Here is a 19,215-nt window from a genome sequence, read left to right on the forward strand (position 1 = left end):
TGCCTGACATTCACGAACAAGGAGGTTGTTGCATGACGCTATCTCAATTGCGGGGTGACGAGAACCTGGAGTGGTGGCGCGGGGCCACGATCTATCAGATCTATCCGCGCAGCTTCATGGACGCCAATGGAGATGGCATAGGCGATTTGCCCGGCATCACCCTGCGGCTTGATTACGTGGCAAGCCTTGGAGTCGATGCCATATGGCTGTCGCCCTTTTTCACCTCGCCGATGAAGGACTTCGGCTACGACGTGGCGGATTATCGCAACGTCGACCCCATGTTCGGCACCCTCGACGACTTCTGTGCGCTGATCGTCCGAGCCCACGAGCTGGGTCTGCGGGTGATCATCGATCAGGTCTTGTCTCACAGCTCGGACCTGCACTCCTGGTTTCAGGAAAGCCGTCAGAATCGCCACAATGCCAAGGCGGACTGGTATGTGTGGGCGGATCCCAAACCCGACGGCAATGCGCCCAATAACTGGATGGCTGCCTTCGGCGGTCGGGCCTGGTCCTTCGATTCCAGGCGGCGCCAGTATTACCTGCACAACTTCCTGCCGACTCAGCCGGATCTCAACTTCCATAATCCTCAAGTACAGCATGCTCAGCTCGACAACCTGCGCTTCTGGCTGGAGCTTGGAGTCGACGGTTTTCGCTTCGACGTGGTCAACTACTATTTCCATGATCAAGCCCTGACCGATAATCCGCCCGCCCCGCCGGATCGTATCAGCCCCGCCAACCCGCAAAGCTATCAATGTCAGCAGCATAATATCGAGCAGCCGGAAAACCTGGCATTTCTCGAGCGTGTTCGTGACCTGCTCGATCAATATCCGGGCTCGACCAGCATCGGCGAGATCGCCGGTGACAATCAGTTGGTCACCATGGCCGCCTACACCGCTGGGGATTCGCGTCTGCACATGGCCTACACCTTCGATCTACTCGGCTCCGAAGGCGATGCGGGTCAGCTTTATCGGGTGCTGGCTCGTTTTGCCGAACTCGGCGACAACACCTGGCCCTGCTGGTCGCTCTCCAATCATGACGTGATCAGAAGCGCCAGCCGCTGGAGTGAGCCTCGCGCCCTGCTGGCCTTGACCATTCTTTGCTCCCTGCGGGGCAGTCTAGGGCTTTATCAGGGCGAGGAACTTGGGCTGCCGGAAGCGGAAATTGCCTTCGAGGATTTGCAGGACCCTTTCGGAATCAATCTCTGGCCCGATATCAAGGGGCGCGACGGCAGCCGTACCCCCATGCCTTGGAACACCGGCATCAATAGCGGCTTCAGCGCCTCCCCTGAACCGCTTTGGCTGCCGATTGATCCCCGCCACCCTCGGCTGACGGTCGAAGCCCAGGACAACGATCCGCACAGCCTGCTGATGCAGGTCCGCCGGCTGTTGCATTTGCGTACCAACGAGGAAATCTTGCGCCACGGCGAGCAGATCCTGTTGCCCCACACATTGCCTGAAAACGTTTTCGCCCTGCTGCGCACGCTGGGGCAGCGGCGCCTGCTGTGTTTGGCCAATTTAGACCGGGAACAGGCGCACTGCATTGAGCCCGCCACGCTGATCGAAGGTGTTCAAGACTGGCAGCCATTGCCGCTACCCGAGCCCGTCGCCGCTCAGCGCAAGGGCAATACCCTGTTGCTTGCGCCGGGCACGGCTGCTTGGCTGGTGCTTAGCTGATAAAATGGCGGCACTTGTCACGCACTGCTTGCAATGGTGAATGCCCGTGCCGCCACCGCCTCGCCGCACTACCCTGAAGGAGCTGGCTACACGGCTCGATATTTCTATCGCAACGGTCTCCAATGCCTTCAATCGTCCCGACCAGCTATCGACGGCGCTGCGCGATCGCATTCTGCGAGAAGCCAAGGCCATGGGTTACAGCGGCCCGGATGCCACGGCACGCAGCCTACGCACCGGTCGCTCACGCATCGTCACTGTCGTACTCTCCGAGAGTCTTACCTATAGCCTGAACGATGCCGTGGCAAGCGAGTTGCTGTCAGGTATTGCCGAAGTGCTCGATGCCCATGGCCATACGCTGCTACTGGTCTCGGGGCGTCAACACAGCAACCGGATTCCCGACTCCGCAAGCATGGCGGACGGCTTCATCGTCTACGGCTTGATGCCCAACCAGAAGATGCTCGCCGACCTGCCCTCACGACACCCTTTCGTGACGATCGATTACGATCTCGAAGGCTGCCCGACGGTACACGTGAACAACGAGCAGGCAAGTTATGCGATTGCCTGCCATGCCCTCGCCCATTTACCGCAGCGACCGGCGGTGATCAGCCTACGACTCACCAAAAACCCTTGCAACGGCCGTGTCACTGACGAGCAAGAGCTGTTGACGGCTGCTCAAACGATCACCCGTCATCGCCTGCAGGGTTTCCAACGCGCCTTCCAGGAACACGGTCTCGATCCGGCCGGCGTGCCGATGTGGAACATCGAGGAGAATACCTTTGCGGTCTGCGTGCCGGTGATCGAGGAAATTCTTGATTTGCCGGATGATAAGCGTCCGAATCTCTTGCTTTGCATGTCGGATCGTATTGCCTTGACGGCGCTGACCCTGGCGGAGCAGCGCGGCCTGCGCATTCCCGACGATTTGCGCATCACCGGTTTCGATGGCATTGCTGAAGGCCAATACCGCGCTCCGCGCCTGACCACCGTGCGCCAGGATAGCGTCGCCAAGGGGCGTCTTGCGGCATCAATGATTCTGGGCAAGGAACCCATGTCCACAAAATGGCTGGAAACCGAGCTGATCCTAGGCGAGACCTGCCCGTCATCAACCTAGAACCCGCTCTTGAAGCATCAAGCCGGTCGCTTTCCTGTCCAGAGAAATGATCATCTCGTGGACATACTGAAGAGGCGAGATTCAAGGACTAGACATTAGTTGAAATGCCTCACGAAACATTTTGTATTCGTACAACTTGATCGTCTAACTTCAATATATCGACACTGATTCCGACCGCCTTTCCGGTAATCTGGCTGATCGGTATTTTTTTGAGTTTTCACTTAAACGATTAAGCTTTGCCGAAAACATCGTCTCCGATCGGCAAACGCAACGTGATGACAAAAGCCCAAAAGGACAACAACATGAACACAGTCATACGCAAGGCTCCCTTGGCAATAGCCGTTGCACTTGTAGTGTTCAATGCAATCGATCCAGCCCTGGCACAGGAGGCAAGTCTCGAAGAGCGCTTGGCCGCCCTCGAGGCACGTGTCGCCGCTGCCGAAAGGCGTGCCGAGCAGGCAGAGCAGCGAGCCATTCGCGCCGAGAATCAAATGGCCCAGCGTCAGGCACCGACCGGCGCAGAAAGCGAGCAGCCGGTGGCTCAGCGCCAAGCACCTGCCAATAATGAGAGCGAGGAACAGGCCGTCACGCCAAGCGTATCGAAGGATCAGGCGACGAAAGTCTTGCCAAGGCAATGCGCCACGCTGAGGGCGAGGAAGGGTTGTCCTATGAGGCCTACGCCCGCTCGGGACTGTTGATCGGCGAAGATGGCAAGAGCAGTCCCGGCGGCCCCTACATTTCGCCGGCAGGTCCGCTCGGTGGCGCGGTGGGACGACTGGGCAACGAGCCGGACACCTACATCGAAGCCGTCTTCAACTACCGGCAGAACTTCGATAACGGCGCCAAATCCCTTTACAGCATCATGCTGGCGGACTCATTGACCACCAGCAACGACTGGACCGCCGAAGAATCGAATCTTAACCTGCGCCAGGCCTTCGTGGAGCTCAGCGAGCTGCCAAGTTTCACCGGCGCCTTCGAAAACGCCTCGGTATGGGCCGGTAAGCGCTTCGATCGCGACAACTACGATATCCACTGGCTCGACAGCGATTTCATTTTTCTAGCGGGTACCGGTGGCGGGGTCTACGACGTTCAATTGACCGATCAGTGGAAAGCCAACTTCTCCCTTTACGGTCGCAGCTACAGCGATTTCGACATCGTTACCGACGAGACGGCCATCAACGGCGATACCGACAACCTGACCTTGACCGCCAACAACTACTTCGGCAACTGGCAGTGGATGGTCAGCGGCTTGTCCGCCGCGGACAACGACGATCGCTTCAACGACGTCAGAACCGATAGCCGCCAGATAGTGACGACGGACCCGGACACCGGTGACATGACGGTGACCGACGAGACGACGGTGACCAATCGTGGCGAAAAAGGAGCTGACGACGGCTTTCACACCATGCTGGCCTATCATGGCGATACGTTTTTCGGCATCGGCGAGGGCACCTTCAAGGCCGCCATACTGCATGGCCAGGGCCTGGGGGCCGAGGTCAAGAATATCGGTGCCGACGGCAACCTGACCGACGATGCCACGGCGACCCGGGTCGCCGTCTATGGCACCACCTACATCGCACCCACTTGGCGCATCGCACCAATGCTGCTTGCCGAAGTCAGCGACGACCGCTATGTGGAAGGCGACGACTATCAGTGGGCCACCGTCAATTTTCGCCTGGCCAACGAGCTAACCGAGAATTTCGAGATGCAGTACGAGGCAAGCTACCAATACATGGATCTCGATCCCAAGGGCTATCGAGAGCGCAGCTCGGTGAGTGGCGGTTACAGCAAGTTCACCATTGCCCCGACCTTCAAGCCTCTAGTGGGCGGCTTCTGGGCGCGTCCGGAGGTTCGGGTCTTTGCCTCCTATTCCGACTGGGATGACGAGTTAAACGCCTACAGCGAGGAGGACTCCTTTGGTACCGAAGGCTTCACCGGCGGGCAGTGGAGCTTCGGTACCCAGATGGAGATCTGGTTCTAAGGCATTAGACCCGGCAACCACAGCACCAACGACGGGAAGACGATACACAGGGTCAGCCCAATCAACTGCAGCAGCACGAAGGGAATAATGGAGAGATAGATGGTACCGATGCCGATTTGTCCTTCCGTGATTCCCTTGAGATAGAACAGGGCATAGCCGAAAGGAGGCGTCAGAAAGCTCGTCTGCAGATTGATCGCCACCAGAATCGCAAACCAAACTAAAAGCCCTTGCCCTGACAAGCCAAGACCGAAGTCGAGCAGTTCTACCACCGGTGCCACCAAGGGCAGCACCACGAAGCTGATCTCGATCCATTCGAGGAAAAAGCCCAGCACGAAGATCAGCCCCATTATCAGCAGCAGCAGGCCATAAGGCCCAAGGCCGGTACCGGTGATCATCTCCTCGATCATGTAATCCCCGCCCAGGCGCTTGAACACCACCGAGAAACAGGTCGCGCCGATCACCACGAAAAGAATCATTGCGGAGGTACGTGAGGTTTCCCGCACCGCGTCACGCAGGGTTGCATAGTCCAGACTGCGCATGACCAGTGCCAGCAGCAGGCTACCCACGGCACCGATGGCGGCCGCCTCCGTCGGCGTGGCGATACCTGCCATGATCGAACCGAGCACGGCGGTGATCAAAAGCACCGGTCCGAGTAGATCCCGCAATAGCGCCAGGGCCAGGGGCGTATCGTCCGCATCATGTGCGTCAGGGTCGGCAAGCGGCGCCCATTCGGGCTTTATCCAGGCGGTGATCAGCAGATAGGCGACATACAAAGCACCCAGCAGGAGCCCGGGTAGCAGCGCGGCCTTGAACAAAGCGCCGACGGATATCTGCAGGATCGAGCCCATCAGTACCAGCATGATGGAAGGCGGAATCAGAATGCCCAAAGTACCCGAGGCGGCAATCACGCCGCAGGCCATTTCCGCGCGGTAGCCTTGCTTCATCATCACCGGCAGCGCCAGCAGGCCCAGCATGACCACCGAGGCGCCGATGATGCCGGTACTCGCTGCCATGACCACCCCAAGAATCGCCACCGAGATGGCAAGCCCCCCGGGGGTGCGACCGAACAGTCGCTGCAGCGTCAGCAACAGGCGTCGGGCGACGCCGGAGCGCTCCAGCATCAGCCCCATGAAGACGAATAGCGGAATGGCGATCATCAGCCAGTTTTCGATGACGCCACCAAAAATGCGCGACCCTACCGTGCCCAGAAAGGGAATGGGAATGTCGCCGATAAAGGCGAAGGCGATGCCCAGACCCCCGAGCAGAAATGCCACCGGATAGCCGGAAAATATCCCCACCAGCAGCGCAACGACCATGGCGATGGCCAGGGCATACTCGGCCAGAAACTCAGCCATGAATCGGCTCCTCTTTAGTGGACGATGGCTCTAGGCGCGCAGGATCGAAAAGCCCGGCCAGATTGCGCAGTATCTGCCCTAGAGCGCCGAGAGCCAGGAATACCAGACCGATAGGCAGCATCGCCTTGATCAAATAGCGATCCGTCAGGCCGCCGTAGTTGGATTGTTCGTTGGACAGATAGGACATGCTCACGAAATGCTTGGACAGCCAGGCAATGAGAAGGCAAAACGGAATCAGCATCAGTAGATGACCGAGAATATCGATGACGGCGCGCCCTTGGGGCGAAAGCTTCTGATAGATCAGATCGACCCGTACATGGGTATCGCGATGCAGTGCGTAGGTGCCGCCGAGCAGCGTAAGAATGCCGAACAGGTGCCACTGCAGCTCGGTCACGCTATTGATGGTCAGCGCCTTGCCGAACAGCACAACGCTATCGTTCCAGCGCGCGATCTCATTGATGCCCAGGGCATTGAGCGTGATCGTCGTGAGCACGGCCAGCATCACCAGCAGCACCAGCCAGCTACTGATGCGCCCGACGACGACCCCCAGCCCGATCAACGGTCGGGCCAGGGCGTCACACAGCCGCGCACCACGCTCGCGCCAGGGAGCAAGGTGGGAGTGCGGCATCAGCTCTCTCCTTCATCCTGCAGCGGCTCGGGTGCGGGCATGGCCTGCAGCTCGTACCAGTCATCGATGAGTTTCACGTGTTTCATCAACGACTTATAAGCCTCGGCGAAATCCGGATTGTTCTGCATCTCTTCTTGACGCACCTCGACCCAGGCATCCTGCAGGGCGCTTACGACTTCATCCGGGAAGCGTTTGACCTTTACACCCTTCTCTTCGAGCTTGCGAATGGTGCGCATCTGCTCCGGGGGCGCCTCGGCCATGGCCCATTGCAACGTGGCACGACAGGCGGTCTCGAACTGCGCTTTGCGCTCGTCGCTGTACTCGTCCCAGACCTGCTGATTGACCAGCAGCGAGAACCAGCTGGCGCTCTGGTGCCAACCCGGGAAGTAGTAATACTCCGCCACTTCGTCGAATCCCATGGCCGCATCGACCTGGGGCACCGAGAATTCCGTGGCGTCGACCCGGCCTCTTTCCAGGGCTAGATAAATCTCGCTACCCGGCACAAGCTGGGTGGATGCGCCGAGCTTGTTGAGTACCTTGGCACCCAGCCCGGAGATACGCACGGACAGCCCATCGAAATCCTCCGGCGTATTGATTTCCTTGTTGTACCAGCCACCGGTTTCCTGGGGTGAGATGAAACACGGCAGCACCTTGACGCCGTAAGGATCGTAGGCCTTCTGAACCAGTTCGGTCCCTTCATCGGACCACATCCAAGACATGAAGGCTTCAGGCGACGGGCCGAAGGGGAGCGCGCCATAAAGATTGGTGATCGGCACCGTGCCAGCCCAATAGCCCATCCAGTCCCAGCCTGCCTGAACCGCACCGGAGGAGACCGAATTAAAGACCTCGAAAGGCGGCACCAAATCGCCAGGCTCATGGACGCGCAAGCTGACCGCACCGCCGGTCGCCGTCTCAAGCTCTTTGGACAAGCGAACCGCCCCTTCACCCAGGAAGTTCTGAGTCGAGAAGGTACTGGCCACATCGAGCCGCTTTGGCCCTTCGGCCAGCGCCGGCACACTCAGCAGTGCAGTGGCCGCCGCACCAATGGCGCTTGCGATCAATGTACGAGAGAAAACGTTGTTTCGCATGTGTGACTCCTTGAACGTTGTTGTTGTTGCCCTTCCAAACAATATAATAAGAACAAACGTTTAAAATGTTTTTATGCGTATTATTAGACTAATGCTCTAGACAGGGCGTCAAAGAGTAGCCAAACCGTCCGAAAATCCGGACGGTTTTCAGCCTTCGAGACAATCAAGCTTCAGGTACTTCAAGGGAATGGCGTGCCAGCTTTTCGTATAAAGACGACTTGGCAATGCCAAGTCGTTTCGCAGCGCGAGTCCGGTTGCCATCACACACTGCCAGCGCTTTCTTGATAGCCTCACGCTCGGCCCGCATCAGCGTCTGCTTGAGTGGTTCACCCGGCATGAAGGCCGATCCGCGGCGCAGGGTTTCGGGCAGGTCGTCTGTTCCGAGCCGCGACCCACCTAAATAAAAGGCTGCTTCCAGTACGTTCTCAAGCTCTCGTACATTGCCCGGCCAGTCATGTCGGCGCAACAGGGTAAGCGCTGCCTTGCTAAGCACCGGGCAACGCCGGCCACGTCGCTCGGCGAAGCGTTTGAGAAGGTGACGGGCAAGTGCCGGAATGTCCTCAGGTCGCTCCCGCAAGGCGGGATAATCAGGGGCACTACATGAATGCGATAGAACAGATCCTCTCGAAACTCGCCTCGCTTCACCAGGTTTTCCAAGGGGCGATGAGTGGCGGCAATTATCCGTACGTCCACCGGTCGCGAACGAGCCGCCCCTATCGCTTCAACCTCTTTATCCTGCAATACTCGTAACAGTTTGGCCTGCACCGCCAGCGGCATGTCGCCGATTTCGTCGAGAAATAGCGTCCCGCCATGGGCAAGCTGAAATTTGCCCGGTTTGCCCCCTTTACGGGCGCTGGTAAAGGCACCTTCCTCGTAGCCGAACAGCTCCGCCTCGAGTAGTTGTTCCGGAATGGCAGCGCAGTTGAGCTTGATGAAGGGTCCGTTGACCCGCTCGGACAAACGGTGCAGGGCATGGGCATAAAGCTCCTTGCCAGTACCGGTTTCACCGCGAATCAATACCACAGCATCGCCGGGGGCAATCTTGCGCACCTGAGTGTTGAGAGACGCGATCGCTTCGCTTTCACCGATCACATCAGCCAGTCGCCAGCGCGCCCCGACTCGCGCATCCAGGGCTTCGCGATAGTAGTCGACCTGGGCTTCCAGCGCCTTGACCTGAGCATCCATCTGTCGCCACTCCCAGGTATCGTGATAGATCACCGTGCCCAAAGCGCCGATGACCTTGCCATCGCTAAGAATGGGGTAGCGATGGGCAATCATGTGATGCCCCCGCAGCATCTGAAGCTGGGCAAGCTCCGCCTTGCCAGAGGCCAGCACCGCCGGCATTCGCGTATTCTCGATGATCTCCGCGACAGGCCGACCGATCACTGACGTCGCATCCACGTCGAGAAAATCTGCATAGGGCGTGTTCAGATAGACGATACGGGCATCATCATCCACCACCACCAGCCACTCGCTCATGGCATCGAGCCCTTGCAGCAGCAACAGTGGAGAAAGAGGGTCATTGCTCATGGGCGAAATTTCCTGCAGCTCGTATCGGCGCCTCATTCATATCACGGCCTGTTCTTGTTGATCGAAAAAAACAGGTAACCTAGCGGCTCCGAAAGGGCAACCTCATCCATTGCAAAAGGACGCTGCATGACCGGCATACTGATCTGGACGCTCGTTGCCATTCTCTCGACGGCTATCATCTGGAAAGGCAGCGGTCTGCTCGAACGCGCCAGTGAACGTCTCTCGACTTATTACGAACTGCCGGAAATCGTGCAAGGGGCAATCGTGGTGGCGGTGGGTTCTAGCTTCCCAGAGCTTTCTACCACGGTTATCTCGACCCTGGTGCACGGCGAGTTCGAACTCGGGGTTGCCGCCATCGTCGGCTCTGCATTGTTCAATATCATGGTGATTCCGGCCCTGTGCGGGCTCAGTTCTAGAGAGCAGCTACATGCCAATCGCGATCTGGTCTACAAGGAAGCCCAGTTCTACATGATTGCCGTGGCGGTGCTCACCCTCACCTTTGCCTTTGCGGCCATCTATCATCCCGTGGCGGATGAAGGCAGTGCCATCAAGGGCGAAATAACCCGCTGGCTGGCGCTCATGCCCATCGCCCTCTATGCGCTGTATATCTTCGTGCAATACCAAGACACCCTGGACCACGAGGCAGATGTGGACAAAGGCGACATCCGCCCGGGCCGGGAATGGGCCATGCTTGCTTTATCGCTGGTGGTGATCGTGGTGGGTGTCGAAGGGCTGGTGCGTGCCGCCATCAACTTCGGTGACATCTTCGGTACGCCGAGCTTTCTGTGGGGCATCACCGTGGTCGCCGCGGGCACCTCGATTCCAGATGCCTTCGTATCAATACGTGCGGCCCGGGACGGTCGCGGCGTCACCAGCATCGCCAACGTGCTCGGCAGCAACACCTTCGACCTGCTGATATGCATTCCCATCGGCGTGCTCATCGCCGGCACGGCAGTCATCAACTTCTCTGTGGCGGCGCCAATGATGGCAGTGCTGACCGCCGCAACCATCGTGCTGTTCTTGATGATGCGCACCCAGATGATTCTTTCGAGGCGTGAATCCGTCGCCCTGCTCGTCATCTACGTCGCCTTCCTGATATGGATCAGCCTGGAAACCTTTGGCGTCGTCGACTGGGTGCCGAGTTTGCCGCCAGTGTGAGCCTAGCCTAGCAGCCCTATCGGCCGCCTCAGGTAAGAGCCGCTATTCGATTTCTCTGGCCTTCTCACTTCCTCCTGTGACTTTCGACATTTACATAAGGTATGGTGCATAAAGAGGAAGATGGCGGCTTTCGCTCTAAGCGGACGTATCTGGAAGACCACATATAGTTTATCTTATATGGTAAAGCGATCGGTTACTGAAATTTAACCAGTTTTTCTTTGAGTTTTTATGCAACTAAATTCATCTACCTCTTACACCAATCACCGGCGATAAAAACATGGATATTGAAGATCTTAAATTCAAAACAATTACCGCAAAGTACCTTAAGCCCTATACAAAAAGATCTCCTACAGAGACGATGCAATTCCTCAGATGGATTCTTGAGAACATCTTCCGGCTGGATGCCCAAGATGCTGATGATGCATGTGTTGATCAAAAACAAGACAAGGGTGTTGATGCCTTGCTCGTTAGCGACACATTGGAAACCGTTTATGTTTTTCAGTCAAAATTTCATAATTCAGAAAAAGCCACTCTTGGCGACACTGATCTGAAGGAATTCACTGGGACCCTCACTCAATTTAAAACTTCAGAAGGAATCGATACTCTTCTTTCAGGGAAGGCCCATGAGGGGTTAAAAGCAGCTATTCGCAGAATAAATCTGAAGGAAAAAATTGAAGCTGGATATTCTGTTGAAGGCGTTTTTTGTACAAACGCTAGCCTGAATGGTGAGGGGGTTGATTATCTTAAAAATGTCGACGAAATTACTGTATATGATTCAAAAAAAATCGCCTCCGACTTTGTTGATCTTGATGCAAACGCGGGCGTTAATGACACATTTGAACTAAACACCTCGGATAGTGAAGTAATTGACTATCAGACTGCAGACGGTGTTGCGGTAAAAATTTTTTTAGCAAACGCATTACAACTAACCCATATGAAAGGAATCTCCGACAGCAGCCTTTTCAGTAGAAATGTTAGATACTCCCTCGGCAACACCAAAGTCAATAAAAGCTTAATTTCCAGTATTAGAGATACGAGGGAACACAAAAACTTCCCTTTATATCATAATGGCATAACCATACTTTGCGACCACATGAATGCCCCCAGTGAAGATAAATTAGAAATTTCACGCTATATGGTTGTTAACGGCGCTCAGAGTTTAACCTCGCTAGTCAACGCAAAAGCCAAGATTTCAGCTGACCTAAAAATATTGGTAAAAGTTATTGCGCTTGGTGGAGATGAAATGTTGACCGACAAGATCACGCAAAATAGCAACAACCAAAATGCGATCAAAGCTCGTGACATGCGCTCAAACCATGGCATCCAGCAAAGGCTCAAGAGGGAGGTTGCAAATATTAAAAATGGGAATTATGAGTTACAAGTCAAACAAGGCGAAACAATTACGAAGGGCACAACGGCAATATCCAATGAGAAAGTAGGGCTTGCCTTGCTCGCTATGGACTTAGGCGAGCCGTGGAGCTGTCATCAAAAGTATAAGGTTATGGACGACTCTTACTCCAAGATTTTTGGTAGATTAGATGTTACCGGAGCAAAAATAATCGCCCTTCATTCAGCGTTAGAAGTAATTACCGGCTCACTTGGCTCGTTCGAAGACAAACTGTTCGGGTACTACACATTGACGACTTACTTTCTTGGGTATGTAGTGTCGGAGATAATTAAGAGCGATGACACTGGGAAAAATGTGTTTAAAAATATCGATAAGGTTGTTGAAAACGGGAAGTTACAAGAATTTCTAGATGTTTTTTCTTCTCTTGCAAGCACTACAGTTGCAGACCTAAATGCTGAAATCGAAGATCTTCGAGAAGAAGACGGTTTCGACTACAAACGTGATCTAAAGAGCTCCAAATGGTGCCGCGCTATGTGTGGAAAATTAAAAGCGTCTTACATTAAAGATGTCAAGCGAAAGAAGGCAGAACCCATTTCTACTTTACTAGAAAACATATTGTAAGATCGAAGAATAGCCCATGCTTTAATAGAGGTGGGCTTTCCAGAAGTGCATACATGTTTTTATTTCACCGCCCTTCTTCTGTCGGGCTGTCTTTCTTTCACTGCCTCAATGTGCTTTATCCCAATTACCCGTGCCCCAGCCTCGACGATCAGCGCCACCTTGAGATCGCGGCATTCTGCATACGCTGCTTGACTGCATCGATAAAATCATCGACTTATCCTTCCTTGACCTCGAACACCAGCTCGTCGTGGACCTGCATGACCATGGTGGCGTCGACGCCGGTCATGGCGTGATGGCGGCAGCCCACCGCCGGCGTGAGGCGTGGCCTATCGAACCCGGTAAAGGCGGCGCTATTGATTGGACTCAAGGAAGAAACCTTTTGCAGGTGCTCAGCCGCCCCGCTTATTGATACCTGACACGTTACAGGGTACAGTTAAGGCATGATACGAAGCTTCAAACATAAGGGCTTGGCCAAATTCTTCGAGTCCGGTAGTACAGCTGGGATTCAGACCGCTCACGCCAAGAGGCTTCGGCTCATCCTCGGTCGGCTAAATGCCGCTTCAGACGCCAAGGATATGGATTTGCCTGGTCTCCGACTACATGAACTAAAGGGCGATCGCTCGGGCATGTGGTCAGTTACAGTGAGTGGTAATTGGCGCGTGACATTTCGCTTCGATAGTAATGACGCCGAGGTTGTGAACTACGAAGACTACCATTGAGGCACTGCCATGTTGATGCACAATCCTCCCCATCCTGGTGAAGTGATAAAAGAACTCTGTCTTGAGCCGCTTGGCCTTTCCGTTACTGCTGCAGCGAAAGCACTCGGTGTCAGTCGCAAGACGTTAAGTGCGGTTATCAACGGAAATGCGGGCATTAGCCCGGAAATGGCTATCCGGCTGTCTATCGCTTTTGATACCTCGGCCGAAAGTTGGCTCAATCAGCAATCCCAGTATGAGCTCTGGCATGCAGAGCAGCGCCGCCATGAGCTACAAGTCAAGAAGTTGTCCGCTGCGTGATAAAAGTACATGACCATGCGCTTCAGCACCGTAGCTGGTCGGCCAAGTCCAACAGCGATGTGGCATGAAGATCGTTGGCAGGCGACGCTGAAACGTCCTTGGGATTGGCAGCGCCGAATTCCAAGGGCCGCTCGATATAAGCCGTTTTCAGACCAAAAGAACGGGCGCTATCCAGATCGTTCTGGTGGGCCGCCACCATCATCACCGCTTCTGGGGCCACATCGAACACCCGCGCCACGCCTAGATAGGTGTCCGGATGTGGCTTGTACTGGCGAAATACCTCCGCGCCGAGGATGCAGTCCCAGGGCAGACCGGCGCGCTTGGTCATATTGGCCAGCAGCCCTAGATTACCGTTGGAAAGCGTGCAGAGGGTGAAGCGACGCTTGAGGCGCGTAAGCCCTTCCACCGCATCCGGCCAAGGGTCCAGGCGATGCCAGGCCTTGTTGAGATCGCGCTTCTGCGCTTCCGTCAGCGATGTCACGCCGAACTGGGCCAGCACCTCATCCAGAATGCCGCGATGCAGGTCATCGAGCAATGTCCAGCCCTGCTTCCCGGCCATCACCCGCTGCATGGCCGGCTTGTAGCCTGCTCGCCAGGCCAGCGCGAACTCGCCGCCATCGACGCCTAGCCCTAACGCTTCGACCTCCCGGGCGATCGAGCTATGCCAGTCGACCACGGTGCCGAAGACGTCAAAGGCGAGGACTTCTACTGATCCTTGAGTGTTCATATTTCGCGATTCCTCAATGTCATGTATCAATTGTAGGTGTCGTGGATATTCACAGTGTGCGCCAGGTTCTAGAGGTCGATGATGCCGCGTTGCTGCTGAGATAGACTGGTAGCGAATAAATTCGGAGGATTCGATGAGCGAGTTGGTTTATTGGCTGGACCTGGCGGGCGTCGTCGTCTTCGCCTTTTCCGGGGTGATCGTCGCCTGTCAATCCCGCATGGACCCTTTCGGCATGTTCGTGTTGGGCGCGGTGACCGGAATAGGTGGCGGCACCTTGCGGGACCTGGTGCTGGGCGTGCCGGTTTTTTGGGTGACCGCACCGAGCTATCTTTGGATCATTCTTGCCACGGTACTTCTGTCAGTGCTGGGGTTTCACTACATTCATCGATTGACCCGCACTTTCCTGCCGGTGACGGATGCCTTCGGACTGGCCCTGTTCACGGTAATCGGCGCACATAAGGCGCTGATGCTGGGTCATTTCGGTATCGTTGCGGTATTGATGGGAATGATGACCGGCGTCGCCGGGGGAATGATTCGCGATGTGCTGGCGCACCGGGTGCCCATGGTGTTGCGCCGGGAAGTGTATGCCACCGCCTCGATTGCCGGCGGCATCGCCTACGCCATCCTATTCGTATCGGAGCTTAACAACATATTCGGTATTGGCGTGACTCTTGTCATTATCCTGAGCATACGACTAGCGGCTATTTATTGGGGCATTTCGCTGCCAACCTTTGCTTGGGTAGAGAGTCCAATAGGGCCGAAAAAGAATGCTCGCGCCAATCCATCATCGTCGGCTCGATTTAAAGCTCGGGTCAAGATGATTCGATCCGAGCCTTCTCGGCGTCGAAAACGCTGAGTTGATGAGCGGCCCCGAAGGGCTGCGTCGAAGCGCTTACTTCGCGCACTCGTCGGGGTCCTCGAGGTCAGTCTGTATCCACTCGCGGCTCAGGTGGATGTCGATGCTTTCCAGCGGCCCGGGCCCGAGATTTTCGTACTTGTGGGGCACGGCGGCGGGGCCGACGAGCACGTCGCCCTCCTCGGCGTCGATGTACTGCTCGCCGATCTTGAACCGCGCCTTGCCGCGCTTGATGATGAATATCTCGTCATAGGGGTGCACGTGCCACCTGGGCCCCTTGCCTACCTCGTCGGTGAAGAAGAAAAGAATCGTCACGTCGCTGTTGAGGTCGGCCCCCTCGACGGCGCCGCGCCAGTCGAACTGCCCTGAACGCTTGTCGCCGCCAGGGATATGTACGGCGGGTTTTGCAGGCTGCTTGGCCATATCGTCACTCCTGACTCTTTCAATCCGATCTATAACTCGACATGGTCCTTTCCAAGGCTGATCGCTTTCAATATTAGCTGATATGAACGTCTCAGGTGTGCCCCTTGTAGCTACATCAAGTCGAAGGGCGGGTTGGCATCTGAAGCTGCCCTTGCCTTTTGTTAACCATGGTTTACACTAGTGATCATGAAAATGATTAGTGAGACACCAGCCTACGCGAACTGGTTTGCCATGCTGCGTGACCAGCGAGCCAAGGCGAGAATCCTAGCTCGGGTGCGCCGGGCAGAGCTGGGTAATTTCGGCGATTGCCAGCCGATCGGCGAGGGCGTATCGGAGATGCGTATCCATTACGGGCCAGGTTATCGCTTATACTTTATGCAACGCGGGCATGAGCTGATCATTCTGCTGGCAGGAGGCGATAAATCCAGCCAGAGCAAGGATATCGATATGGCACGGCAACTAAGCCGGGACCTGAAGGAGGAATTATGAGCACATTGCGGAAATGGGACGTCACCGACCATCTCAATAGCGAAGAAGACATGGCGCTCTATTTGGAGGCCTGCCTCGAGGAGAACGATCCGGCACTAGCAACAGCGGCGCTAGGCGACATTGCCCGGGCGCGCGGCATGGCCCAGTTGGCTCGCGATACAGGGCTGACGCGCGAAGGGCTGTACAAAGCGCTATCCGCCGATGGCAATCCAAGCTTTGCAACGATCATGAAAGTGATGAAAGCATTAGGCTTTACGCTACACACCAAGGTGTCTTGAAGGTCAGTTGACGTAACCTGCCTAATGTTCGCGCTACGCTCTCGATTCTCTACCAGCCCGACCTCTATCGGGCTGTCTTCATGTCACTGCCTCAATGCGCTTCGTCCCAGTTATCCCCCGCCTCCGCTTCGACGATCAGCGGCACCTTGAGCTCAGCGGCGTTCTGCATGCGCGCCTTCACCTTGCCAATGAAATCTTCGACCTGTTCGTTTTTGACCTCGAACACCAGCTCATCGTGGACCTGCATGACCATCAAAGCGTCGAACTCGCTCTCGCCCTTTAAAGGATTGAGCCAGGCATCGACGTCGATCATGGCCAGTTTGATGATGTCCGCGGCGGTGCCCTGCATGGGGGCGTTGATGGCGGTGCGCTCCGCGGCCTGACGGCGGGCGTGCTGGCGAGAGTTGATCTCCGGTAGATAAAGACGCCGACCGAACACGGTCTCCACAAAGCCGTCTTCCGCGGCCTGGAAGCGGATGTTGTTCATGAAGCGGGCTACCCCCGGATAGCGATCGAAGTAGCGATCGATGTAGGTCTGGGCCTGGCCACGTTCGATATGCAGCTGCCGCCCCAGGCCCCAGGCGCTCATGCCATAGATCAGCCCGAAATTGATCGCCTTGGCACTGCGTCGTTGGTCGGGGAGCACTTTGTTTAGGGCCACGCCGAAGACTTCCGCGGCGGTGGCGGCGTGAATGTCCCGGTCGTTGGCGAAGGCATCCAGCAGCCCCTTGTCTTCGGACAGATGCGCCATGATGCGAAGCTCGATTTGGGAGTAATCCGCCGCGACGATCCTGTAGCCGGGCCGGGCGATGAAGGCCTGGCGAATCTTGCGCCCCTCTTCGGTGCGGATAGGAATGTTCTGCAGGTTGGGGTCCGATGACGACAGCCGCCCGGTGGCAGTCACCGCCTGATGATAGCTGGTATGAATGCGTCCGGTGCTCTTGTTGATAAGCCTGGGCAGCTTATCCGTGTAGGTGGACTTGAGCTTGGAAAGCCCGCGATGGGCCATGATCACCTTGGGCAACGGATAGTCCAGAGCCAGCTCTTCCAGCACGGCTTCCGCGGTGGAGGGCGCGCCCTTGGGCGTCTTCTTGATCACCGGGATCTTTTGCTCGTCGAACAGGATTTCGCTCAGCTGCTTGGGCGAGCCCAGGTTGAACTCCCGGCCGGCGATCTCGAAAGCTTCCTTTTCCTGTTCGCGAATGCGTGTTTCAAGCTCCTGGCTCTGGTTGTGCAGGCGAGTGACGTCAAGTGCCACGCCGTTTCGCTCCATGCGCGACAGCACCGGAATCATCGGGCGTTCGATGCTGTCCAGCACCTCACTTAGCCGCCCTTCCGCCTCCACCTTGGGCCGCAGCGCCTGGTGCAAGCGCAGGGTGATATCCACGTCCTCACAGGCATAGGGCACCGCTTGTTCGAGGGCCACCTGATTGAAGGTGATCTGCTTGGCCCCCTTGCCGGCCACCTCCTCGAAGCTGATGGTCTTCTGGCCCAGATATTTCAGCGCCAGGGAGTCCATGTCATGCCGGGTGGCGGTGGAGTTGAGCACGTAGGATTCCAGCATGGTATCGGTCAGCGGCCCCACCACGCGAATATCGTAGCGCGCCAGCACGGAAATATCGTACTTCAGGTTCTGGCCGATCTTGGTCTTGCTCGGGTCTTCCAGCAGTGGTTTGAGCGCCTTGAGCACCGCCTCGCGATCAAGCTGATCCGGCACGTCGAGGTAGTCGTGGGCCACGGGAATATAGGCGGCCTCACCCGCTTTCAGCGCCAGGCCGATACCCACGATCTCCGCGTCCATATAGTTCAGGCTGGTGGTTTCCAGATCGAAGCAGAACTCCTCCGCCTGCTTCAGGCGTTCCAGCCAGTCGTCGAATTCGGCCTGGGTCAAGAGAGTGTGATCATCCCGCTCCGGGGCGGTGAGAGTAGTATCCTCCTCGATCGCTTCGTCACTGCGTGTATTCTTGCCTTCAACGTCATCGACGCCCTGGTCCCTGCCCTCGAGCAGCTCGGACAGCCAGCTCTTGAACTCGAGCTCGCGGTAGAGCGTTGAAAGCGCTTCCCGATCCGGGTGGGCGATATCCAGATCGTCGAGCCCCACGGGCAGGTCGCAGTCGGTCTTGATGGTGGCAAGCTGGTAGGAAAGATAGGCCTGTTCCCTGTTCTCCTCGAGCTTCTTGGGCAGGGACTTGGCGCCGCGCACGGGCAGGGTTGCCACCTTGTCGAGATCCGCATAGATGGCGTCCATGCTGCCGACGCCCTGGAGCAAGCCAAGCGCTGTCTTTTCGCCCACCCCGGGCACGCCGGGAATGTTATCGACCTTGTCCCCCATCAGCGCCAGAAAGTCGATGATCAACTCTGGGGGCAAGCCGAACTTGTTCTCGACGCCGGCAACATCCAGGGTCTCGCCCTTCATGGTGTTGACCAGGGTGACATGGCCGTTGACCAGTTGCGCCATGTCCTTGTCCCCGGTGGAGATTACCGCGTCCCGGCCGGCTTCGGTGGCATGGCGGGCCAGGGTGCCGATGACGTCATCCGCCTCGACCCCCTCGATGCATAGAAGCGGCAGGCCAAGGGCTTTAACGCAGGCGTGCAGGGGCTCGATCTGCTCGCGCAAATCGTCCGGCATCGGTGGGCGATGGGCCTTGTACTGATCAAACAGCTTGTCGCGAAAAGTCTTGCCCTTGGCGTCGAACACCACCGCCATAGGGCTGTTTGGATACTGCTTGATCAGGCTCTTGAGCATGTTGATCACGCCCTTGACCGCCCCGGTGGGCTTGCCCTTTGACGTGGTCAGCGGTGGCAGCGCATGAAAAGCGCGGTAGAGATAAGAAGAACCGTCGACGAGAACGATGGGGGTTGCGGCCATAAAAAAGGCGTCCTGATAGCGCGTACGATGCGAACATGATACGCAAGCACGCTCGAAGCGTCAGGTA

Annotated in this window: 20 protein-coding genes; 11 read left to right on the forward strand and 9 right to left on the reverse strand. The window is 56.6% G+C overall.

Annotated elements, in window-relative coordinates; all coding sequences use genetic code 11:
* The first annotated feature begins 32 nt into the window (after positions 1-32).
* From CH74_RS05310 to CH74_RS05320, 4 genes are all read left to right on the forward strand, one after another.
* On the forward strand, positions 33-1,673 hold the full coding sequence (locus CH74_RS05310) for an alpha-amylase family glycosyl hydrolase (RefSeq protein WP_048306446.1): 1,641 nt from the start codon (positions 33-35) through the stop codon (positions 1,671-1,673).
* 46 nt (positions 1,674-1,719) lie between these two features.
* The gene (locus CH74_RS05315) at positions 1,720-2,781 is read left to right on the forward strand and encodes a LacI family DNA-binding transcriptional regulator (RefSeq protein WP_253272959.1); all 1,062 of its coding nucleotides are present in this window, start codon (positions 1,720-1,722) and stop codon (positions 2,779-2,781) included.
* Between the two features lie 302 nt (positions 2,782-3,083).
* Positions 3,084-3,479, forward strand: coding sequence for a hypothetical protein (locus CH74_RS19970; RefSeq protein ID WP_367379094.1), 396 nt, complete (start codon positions 3,084-3,086; stop codon positions 3,477-3,479).
* The gene (locus CH74_RS05320; protein ID WP_367379095.1) at positions 3,416-4,762 is read left to right on the forward strand and encodes a carbohydrate porin; all 1,347 of its coding nucleotides are present in this window, start codon (positions 3,416-3,418) and stop codon (positions 4,760-4,762) included. The genes CH74_RS19970 and CH74_RS05320 overlap by 64 nt, the downstream gene beginning before the upstream one ends.
* On the opposite strand, the gene CH74_RS05325 is transcribed toward CH74_RS05320, so the two are convergent.
* From CH74_RS05325 to CH74_RS05340, 5 genes are all read right to left on the reverse strand, one after another.
* Entirely contained in the window at positions 4,759-6,117 is a 1,359-nt protein-coding gene (locus tag CH74_RS05325; RefSeq protein WP_048306448.1) for a TRAP transporter large permease subunit, read from the reverse strand. The two genes, CH74_RS05320 and CH74_RS05325, sit on opposite strands and share 4 nt — an antisense overlap.
* Positions 6,110-6,745 (reverse strand): TRAP transporter small permease subunit, encoded by a 636-nt coding sequence (locus tag CH74_RS05330; protein WP_048306449.1) that lies wholly within the window; start codon positions 6,743-6,745, stop codon positions 6,110-6,112. Before CH74_RS05330 ends, CH74_RS05325 begins: the two co-directional genes overlap by 8 nt.
* The gene (locus CH74_RS05335) at positions 6,745-7,833 is read right to left on the reverse strand and encodes a TRAP transporter substrate-binding protein (protein ID WP_048306450.1); all 1,089 of its coding nucleotides are present in this window, start codon (positions 7,831-7,833) and stop codon (positions 6,745-6,747) included. The genes CH74_RS05330 and CH74_RS05335 overlap by 1 nt, the downstream gene beginning before the upstream one ends.
* A 163-nt stretch (positions 7,834-7,996) precedes the next feature.
* Positions 7,997-8,170: a helix-turn-helix domain-containing protein gene (locus tag CH74_RS19400; RefSeq protein WP_253272960.1), complete on the reverse strand. Its 174-nt coding sequence runs from the start codon at positions 8,168-8,170 to the stop codon at positions 7,997-7,999.
* A gap of 59 nt (positions 8,171-8,229) precedes the next feature.
* Complete coding sequence (locus tag CH74_RS05340; protein WP_253272961.1) at positions 8,230-9,363, reverse strand: sigma-54-dependent Fis family transcriptional regulator; 1,134 nt, start codon at positions 9,361-9,363, stop codon at positions 8,230-8,232.
* A gap of 126 nt (positions 9,364-9,489) precedes the next feature.
* Between CH74_RS05340 and CH74_RS05345 the strand changes: the two genes are divergently transcribed.
* Complete coding sequence (locus tag CH74_RS05345; protein ID WP_048306451.1) at positions 9,490-10,521, forward strand: sodium:calcium antiporter; 1,032 nt, start codon at positions 9,490-9,492, stop codon at positions 10,519-10,521.
* Between the two features lie 277 nt (positions 10,522-10,798).
* A complete protein-coding gene (locus CH74_RS05350) occupies positions 10,799-12,490 on the forward strand; it encodes an AIPR family protein (RefSeq protein WP_048306452.1) in 1,692 nt (563 codons plus the stop codon).
* Between the two features lie 214 nt (positions 12,491-12,704).
* On the opposite strand, the gene CH74_RS18590 is transcribed toward CH74_RS05350, so the two are convergent.
* Positions 12,705-12,857, reverse strand: coding sequence for a hypothetical protein (locus CH74_RS18590; protein WP_156181386.1), 153 nt, complete (start codon positions 12,855-12,857; stop codon positions 12,705-12,707).
* 73 nt (positions 12,858-12,930) lie between these two features.
* Here CH74_RS18590 and CH74_RS05355 point away from each other — a divergent pair, with 73 nt between their 5' ends.
* Together CH74_RS05355 and CH74_RS05360 are read left to right on the forward strand one after the other, a co-directional pair.
* Positions 12,931-13,209, forward strand: coding sequence for a type II toxin-antitoxin system RelE/ParE family toxin (locus CH74_RS05355; RefSeq protein ID WP_048306453.1), 279 nt, complete (start codon positions 12,931-12,933; stop codon positions 13,207-13,209).
* A 9-nt stretch (positions 13,210-13,218) separates the two neighbouring features.
* Positions 13,219-13,506 (forward strand): HigA family addiction module antitoxin, encoded by a 288-nt coding sequence (locus CH74_RS05360; protein WP_048306454.1) that lies wholly within the window; start codon positions 13,219-13,221, stop codon positions 13,504-13,506.
* 22 nt (positions 13,507-13,528) lie between these two features.
* On the opposite strand, the gene CH74_RS05365 is transcribed toward CH74_RS05360, so the two are convergent.
* Positions 13,529-14,233: a haloacid dehalogenase type II gene (locus tag CH74_RS05365; RefSeq protein ID WP_048306455.1), complete on the reverse strand. Its 705-nt coding sequence runs from the start codon at positions 14,231-14,233 to the stop codon at positions 13,529-13,531.
* 133 nt (positions 14,234-14,366) lie between these two features.
* Here CH74_RS05365 and CH74_RS05370 point away from each other — a divergent pair, with 133 nt between their 5' ends.
* The gene (locus CH74_RS05370; RefSeq protein ID WP_082140299.1) at positions 14,367-15,089 is read left to right on the forward strand and encodes a trimeric intracellular cation channel family protein; all 723 of its coding nucleotides are present in this window, start codon (positions 14,367-14,369) and stop codon (positions 15,087-15,089) included.
* A gap of 36 nt (positions 15,090-15,125) precedes the next feature.
* Here the strand turns inward: CH74_RS05370 and CH74_RS05375 are convergent, their stop codons facing one another.
* Positions 15,126-15,512 carry a cupin domain-containing protein gene (locus tag CH74_RS05375; protein WP_082140300.1) on the reverse strand — a complete coding sequence of 129 codons (387 nt, stop codon included), beginning with the start codon at positions 15,510-15,512 and terminating at the stop codon, positions 15,126-15,128.
* A 186-nt stretch (positions 15,513-15,698) separates the two neighbouring features.
* Between CH74_RS05375 and CH74_RS05380 the strand changes: the two genes are divergently transcribed.
* The gene (locus CH74_RS05380) at positions 15,699-16,001 is read left to right on the forward strand and encodes a type II toxin-antitoxin system RelE/ParE family toxin (RefSeq protein WP_048306494.1); all 303 of its coding nucleotides are present in this window, start codon (positions 15,699-15,701) and stop codon (positions 15,999-16,001) included.
* Positions 15,995-16,279, forward strand: coding sequence for an addiction module antidote protein (locus tag CH74_RS05385; RefSeq protein WP_367379097.1), 285 nt, complete (start codon positions 15,995-15,997; stop codon positions 16,277-16,279). Before CH74_RS05380 ends, CH74_RS05385 begins: the two co-directional genes overlap by 7 nt.
* Positions 16,280-16,370: 91 nt before the next feature.
* On the opposite strand, the gene polA is transcribed toward CH74_RS05385, so the two are convergent.
* Positions 16,371-19,148, reverse strand: coding sequence for a DNA polymerase I (polA, locus tag CH74_RS05390; RefSeq protein ID WP_048306457.1), 2,778 nt, complete (start codon positions 19,146-19,148; stop codon positions 16,371-16,373).
* Between the last annotated feature and the right edge of the window lie 67 nt (positions 19,149-19,215).

The sequence above is a fragment of the Halomonas sp. PR-M31 genome (assembly GCF_001039575.1).
In the GTDB taxonomy this organism is placed as follows: domain Bacteria; phylum Pseudomonadota; class Gammaproteobacteria; order Pseudomonadales; family Halomonadaceae; genus Modicisalibacter.

Bases quoted from the DNA above. Each gene is read 5' to 3' on its own strand.
- CH74_RS05310 (WP_048306446.1), top strand. From the start codon at position 33: ATGACGCTATCTCAATTGCGGGGTGACGAGAACCTGGAGTGGTGGCGC.
- CH74_RS19970 (WP_367379094.1), top strand. From the start codon at position 3,084: ATGAACACAGTCATACGCAAGGCTCCCTTGGCAATAGCCGTTGCACTT.
- CH74_RS05320 (WP_367379095.1), top strand. From the start codon at position 3,416: ATGCGCCACGCTGAGGGCGAGGAAGGGTTGTCCTATGAGGCCTACGCC.
- CH74_RS05325 (WP_048306448.1), bottom strand. From the start codon at position 6,117: ATGGCTGAGTTTCTGGCCGAGTATGCCCTGGCCATCGCCATGGTCGTT.
- CH74_RS05330 (WP_048306449.1), bottom strand. From the start codon at position 6,745: ATGCCGCACTCCCACCTTGCTCCCTGGCGCGAGCGTGGTGCGCGGCTG.
- CH74_RS05335 (WP_048306450.1), bottom strand. From the start codon at position 7,833: ATGCGAAACAACGTTTTCTCTCGTACATTGATCGCAAGCGCCATTGGT.
- CH74_RS19400 (WP_253272960.1), bottom strand. From the start codon at position 8,170: ATGCCGGGTGAACCACTCAAGCAGACGCTGATGCGGGCCGAGCGTGAG.
- CH74_RS05340 (WP_253272961.1), bottom strand. From the start codon at position 9,363: ATGAGCAATGACCCTCTTTCTCCACTGTTGCTGCTGCAAGGGCTCGAT.
- CH74_RS05345 (WP_048306451.1), top strand. From the start codon at position 9,490: ATGACCGGCATACTGATCTGGACGCTCGTTGCCATTCTCTCGACGGCT.
- CH74_RS05350 (WP_048306452.1), top strand. From the start codon at position 10,799: ATGGATATTGAAGATCTTAAATTCAAAACAATTACCGCAAAGTACCTT.
- CH74_RS05355 (WP_048306453.1), top strand. From the start codon at position 12,931: ATGATACGAAGCTTCAAACATAAGGGCTTGGCCAAATTCTTCGAGTCC.
- CH74_RS05360 (WP_048306454.1), top strand. From the start codon at position 13,219: ATGTTGATGCACAATCCTCCCCATCCTGGTGAAGTGATAAAAGAACTC.
- CH74_RS05365 (WP_048306455.1), bottom strand. From the start codon at position 14,233: ATGAACACTCAAGGATCAGTAGAAGTCCTCGCCTTTGACGTCTTCGGC.
- CH74_RS05370 (WP_082140299.1), top strand. From the start codon at position 14,367: ATGAGCGAGTTGGTTTATTGGCTGGACCTGGCGGGCGTCGTCGTCTTC.
- CH74_RS05375 (WP_082140300.1), bottom strand. From the start codon at position 15,512: ATGGCCAAGCAGCCTGCAAAACCCGCCGTACATATCCCTGGCGGCGAC.
- CH74_RS05380 (WP_048306494.1), top strand. From the start codon at position 15,699: ATGAAAATGATTAGTGAGACACCAGCCTACGCGAACTGGTTTGCCATG.
- polA (WP_048306457.1), bottom strand. From the start codon at position 19,148: ATGGCCGCAACCCCCATCGTTCTCGTCGACGGTTCTTCTTATCTCTAC.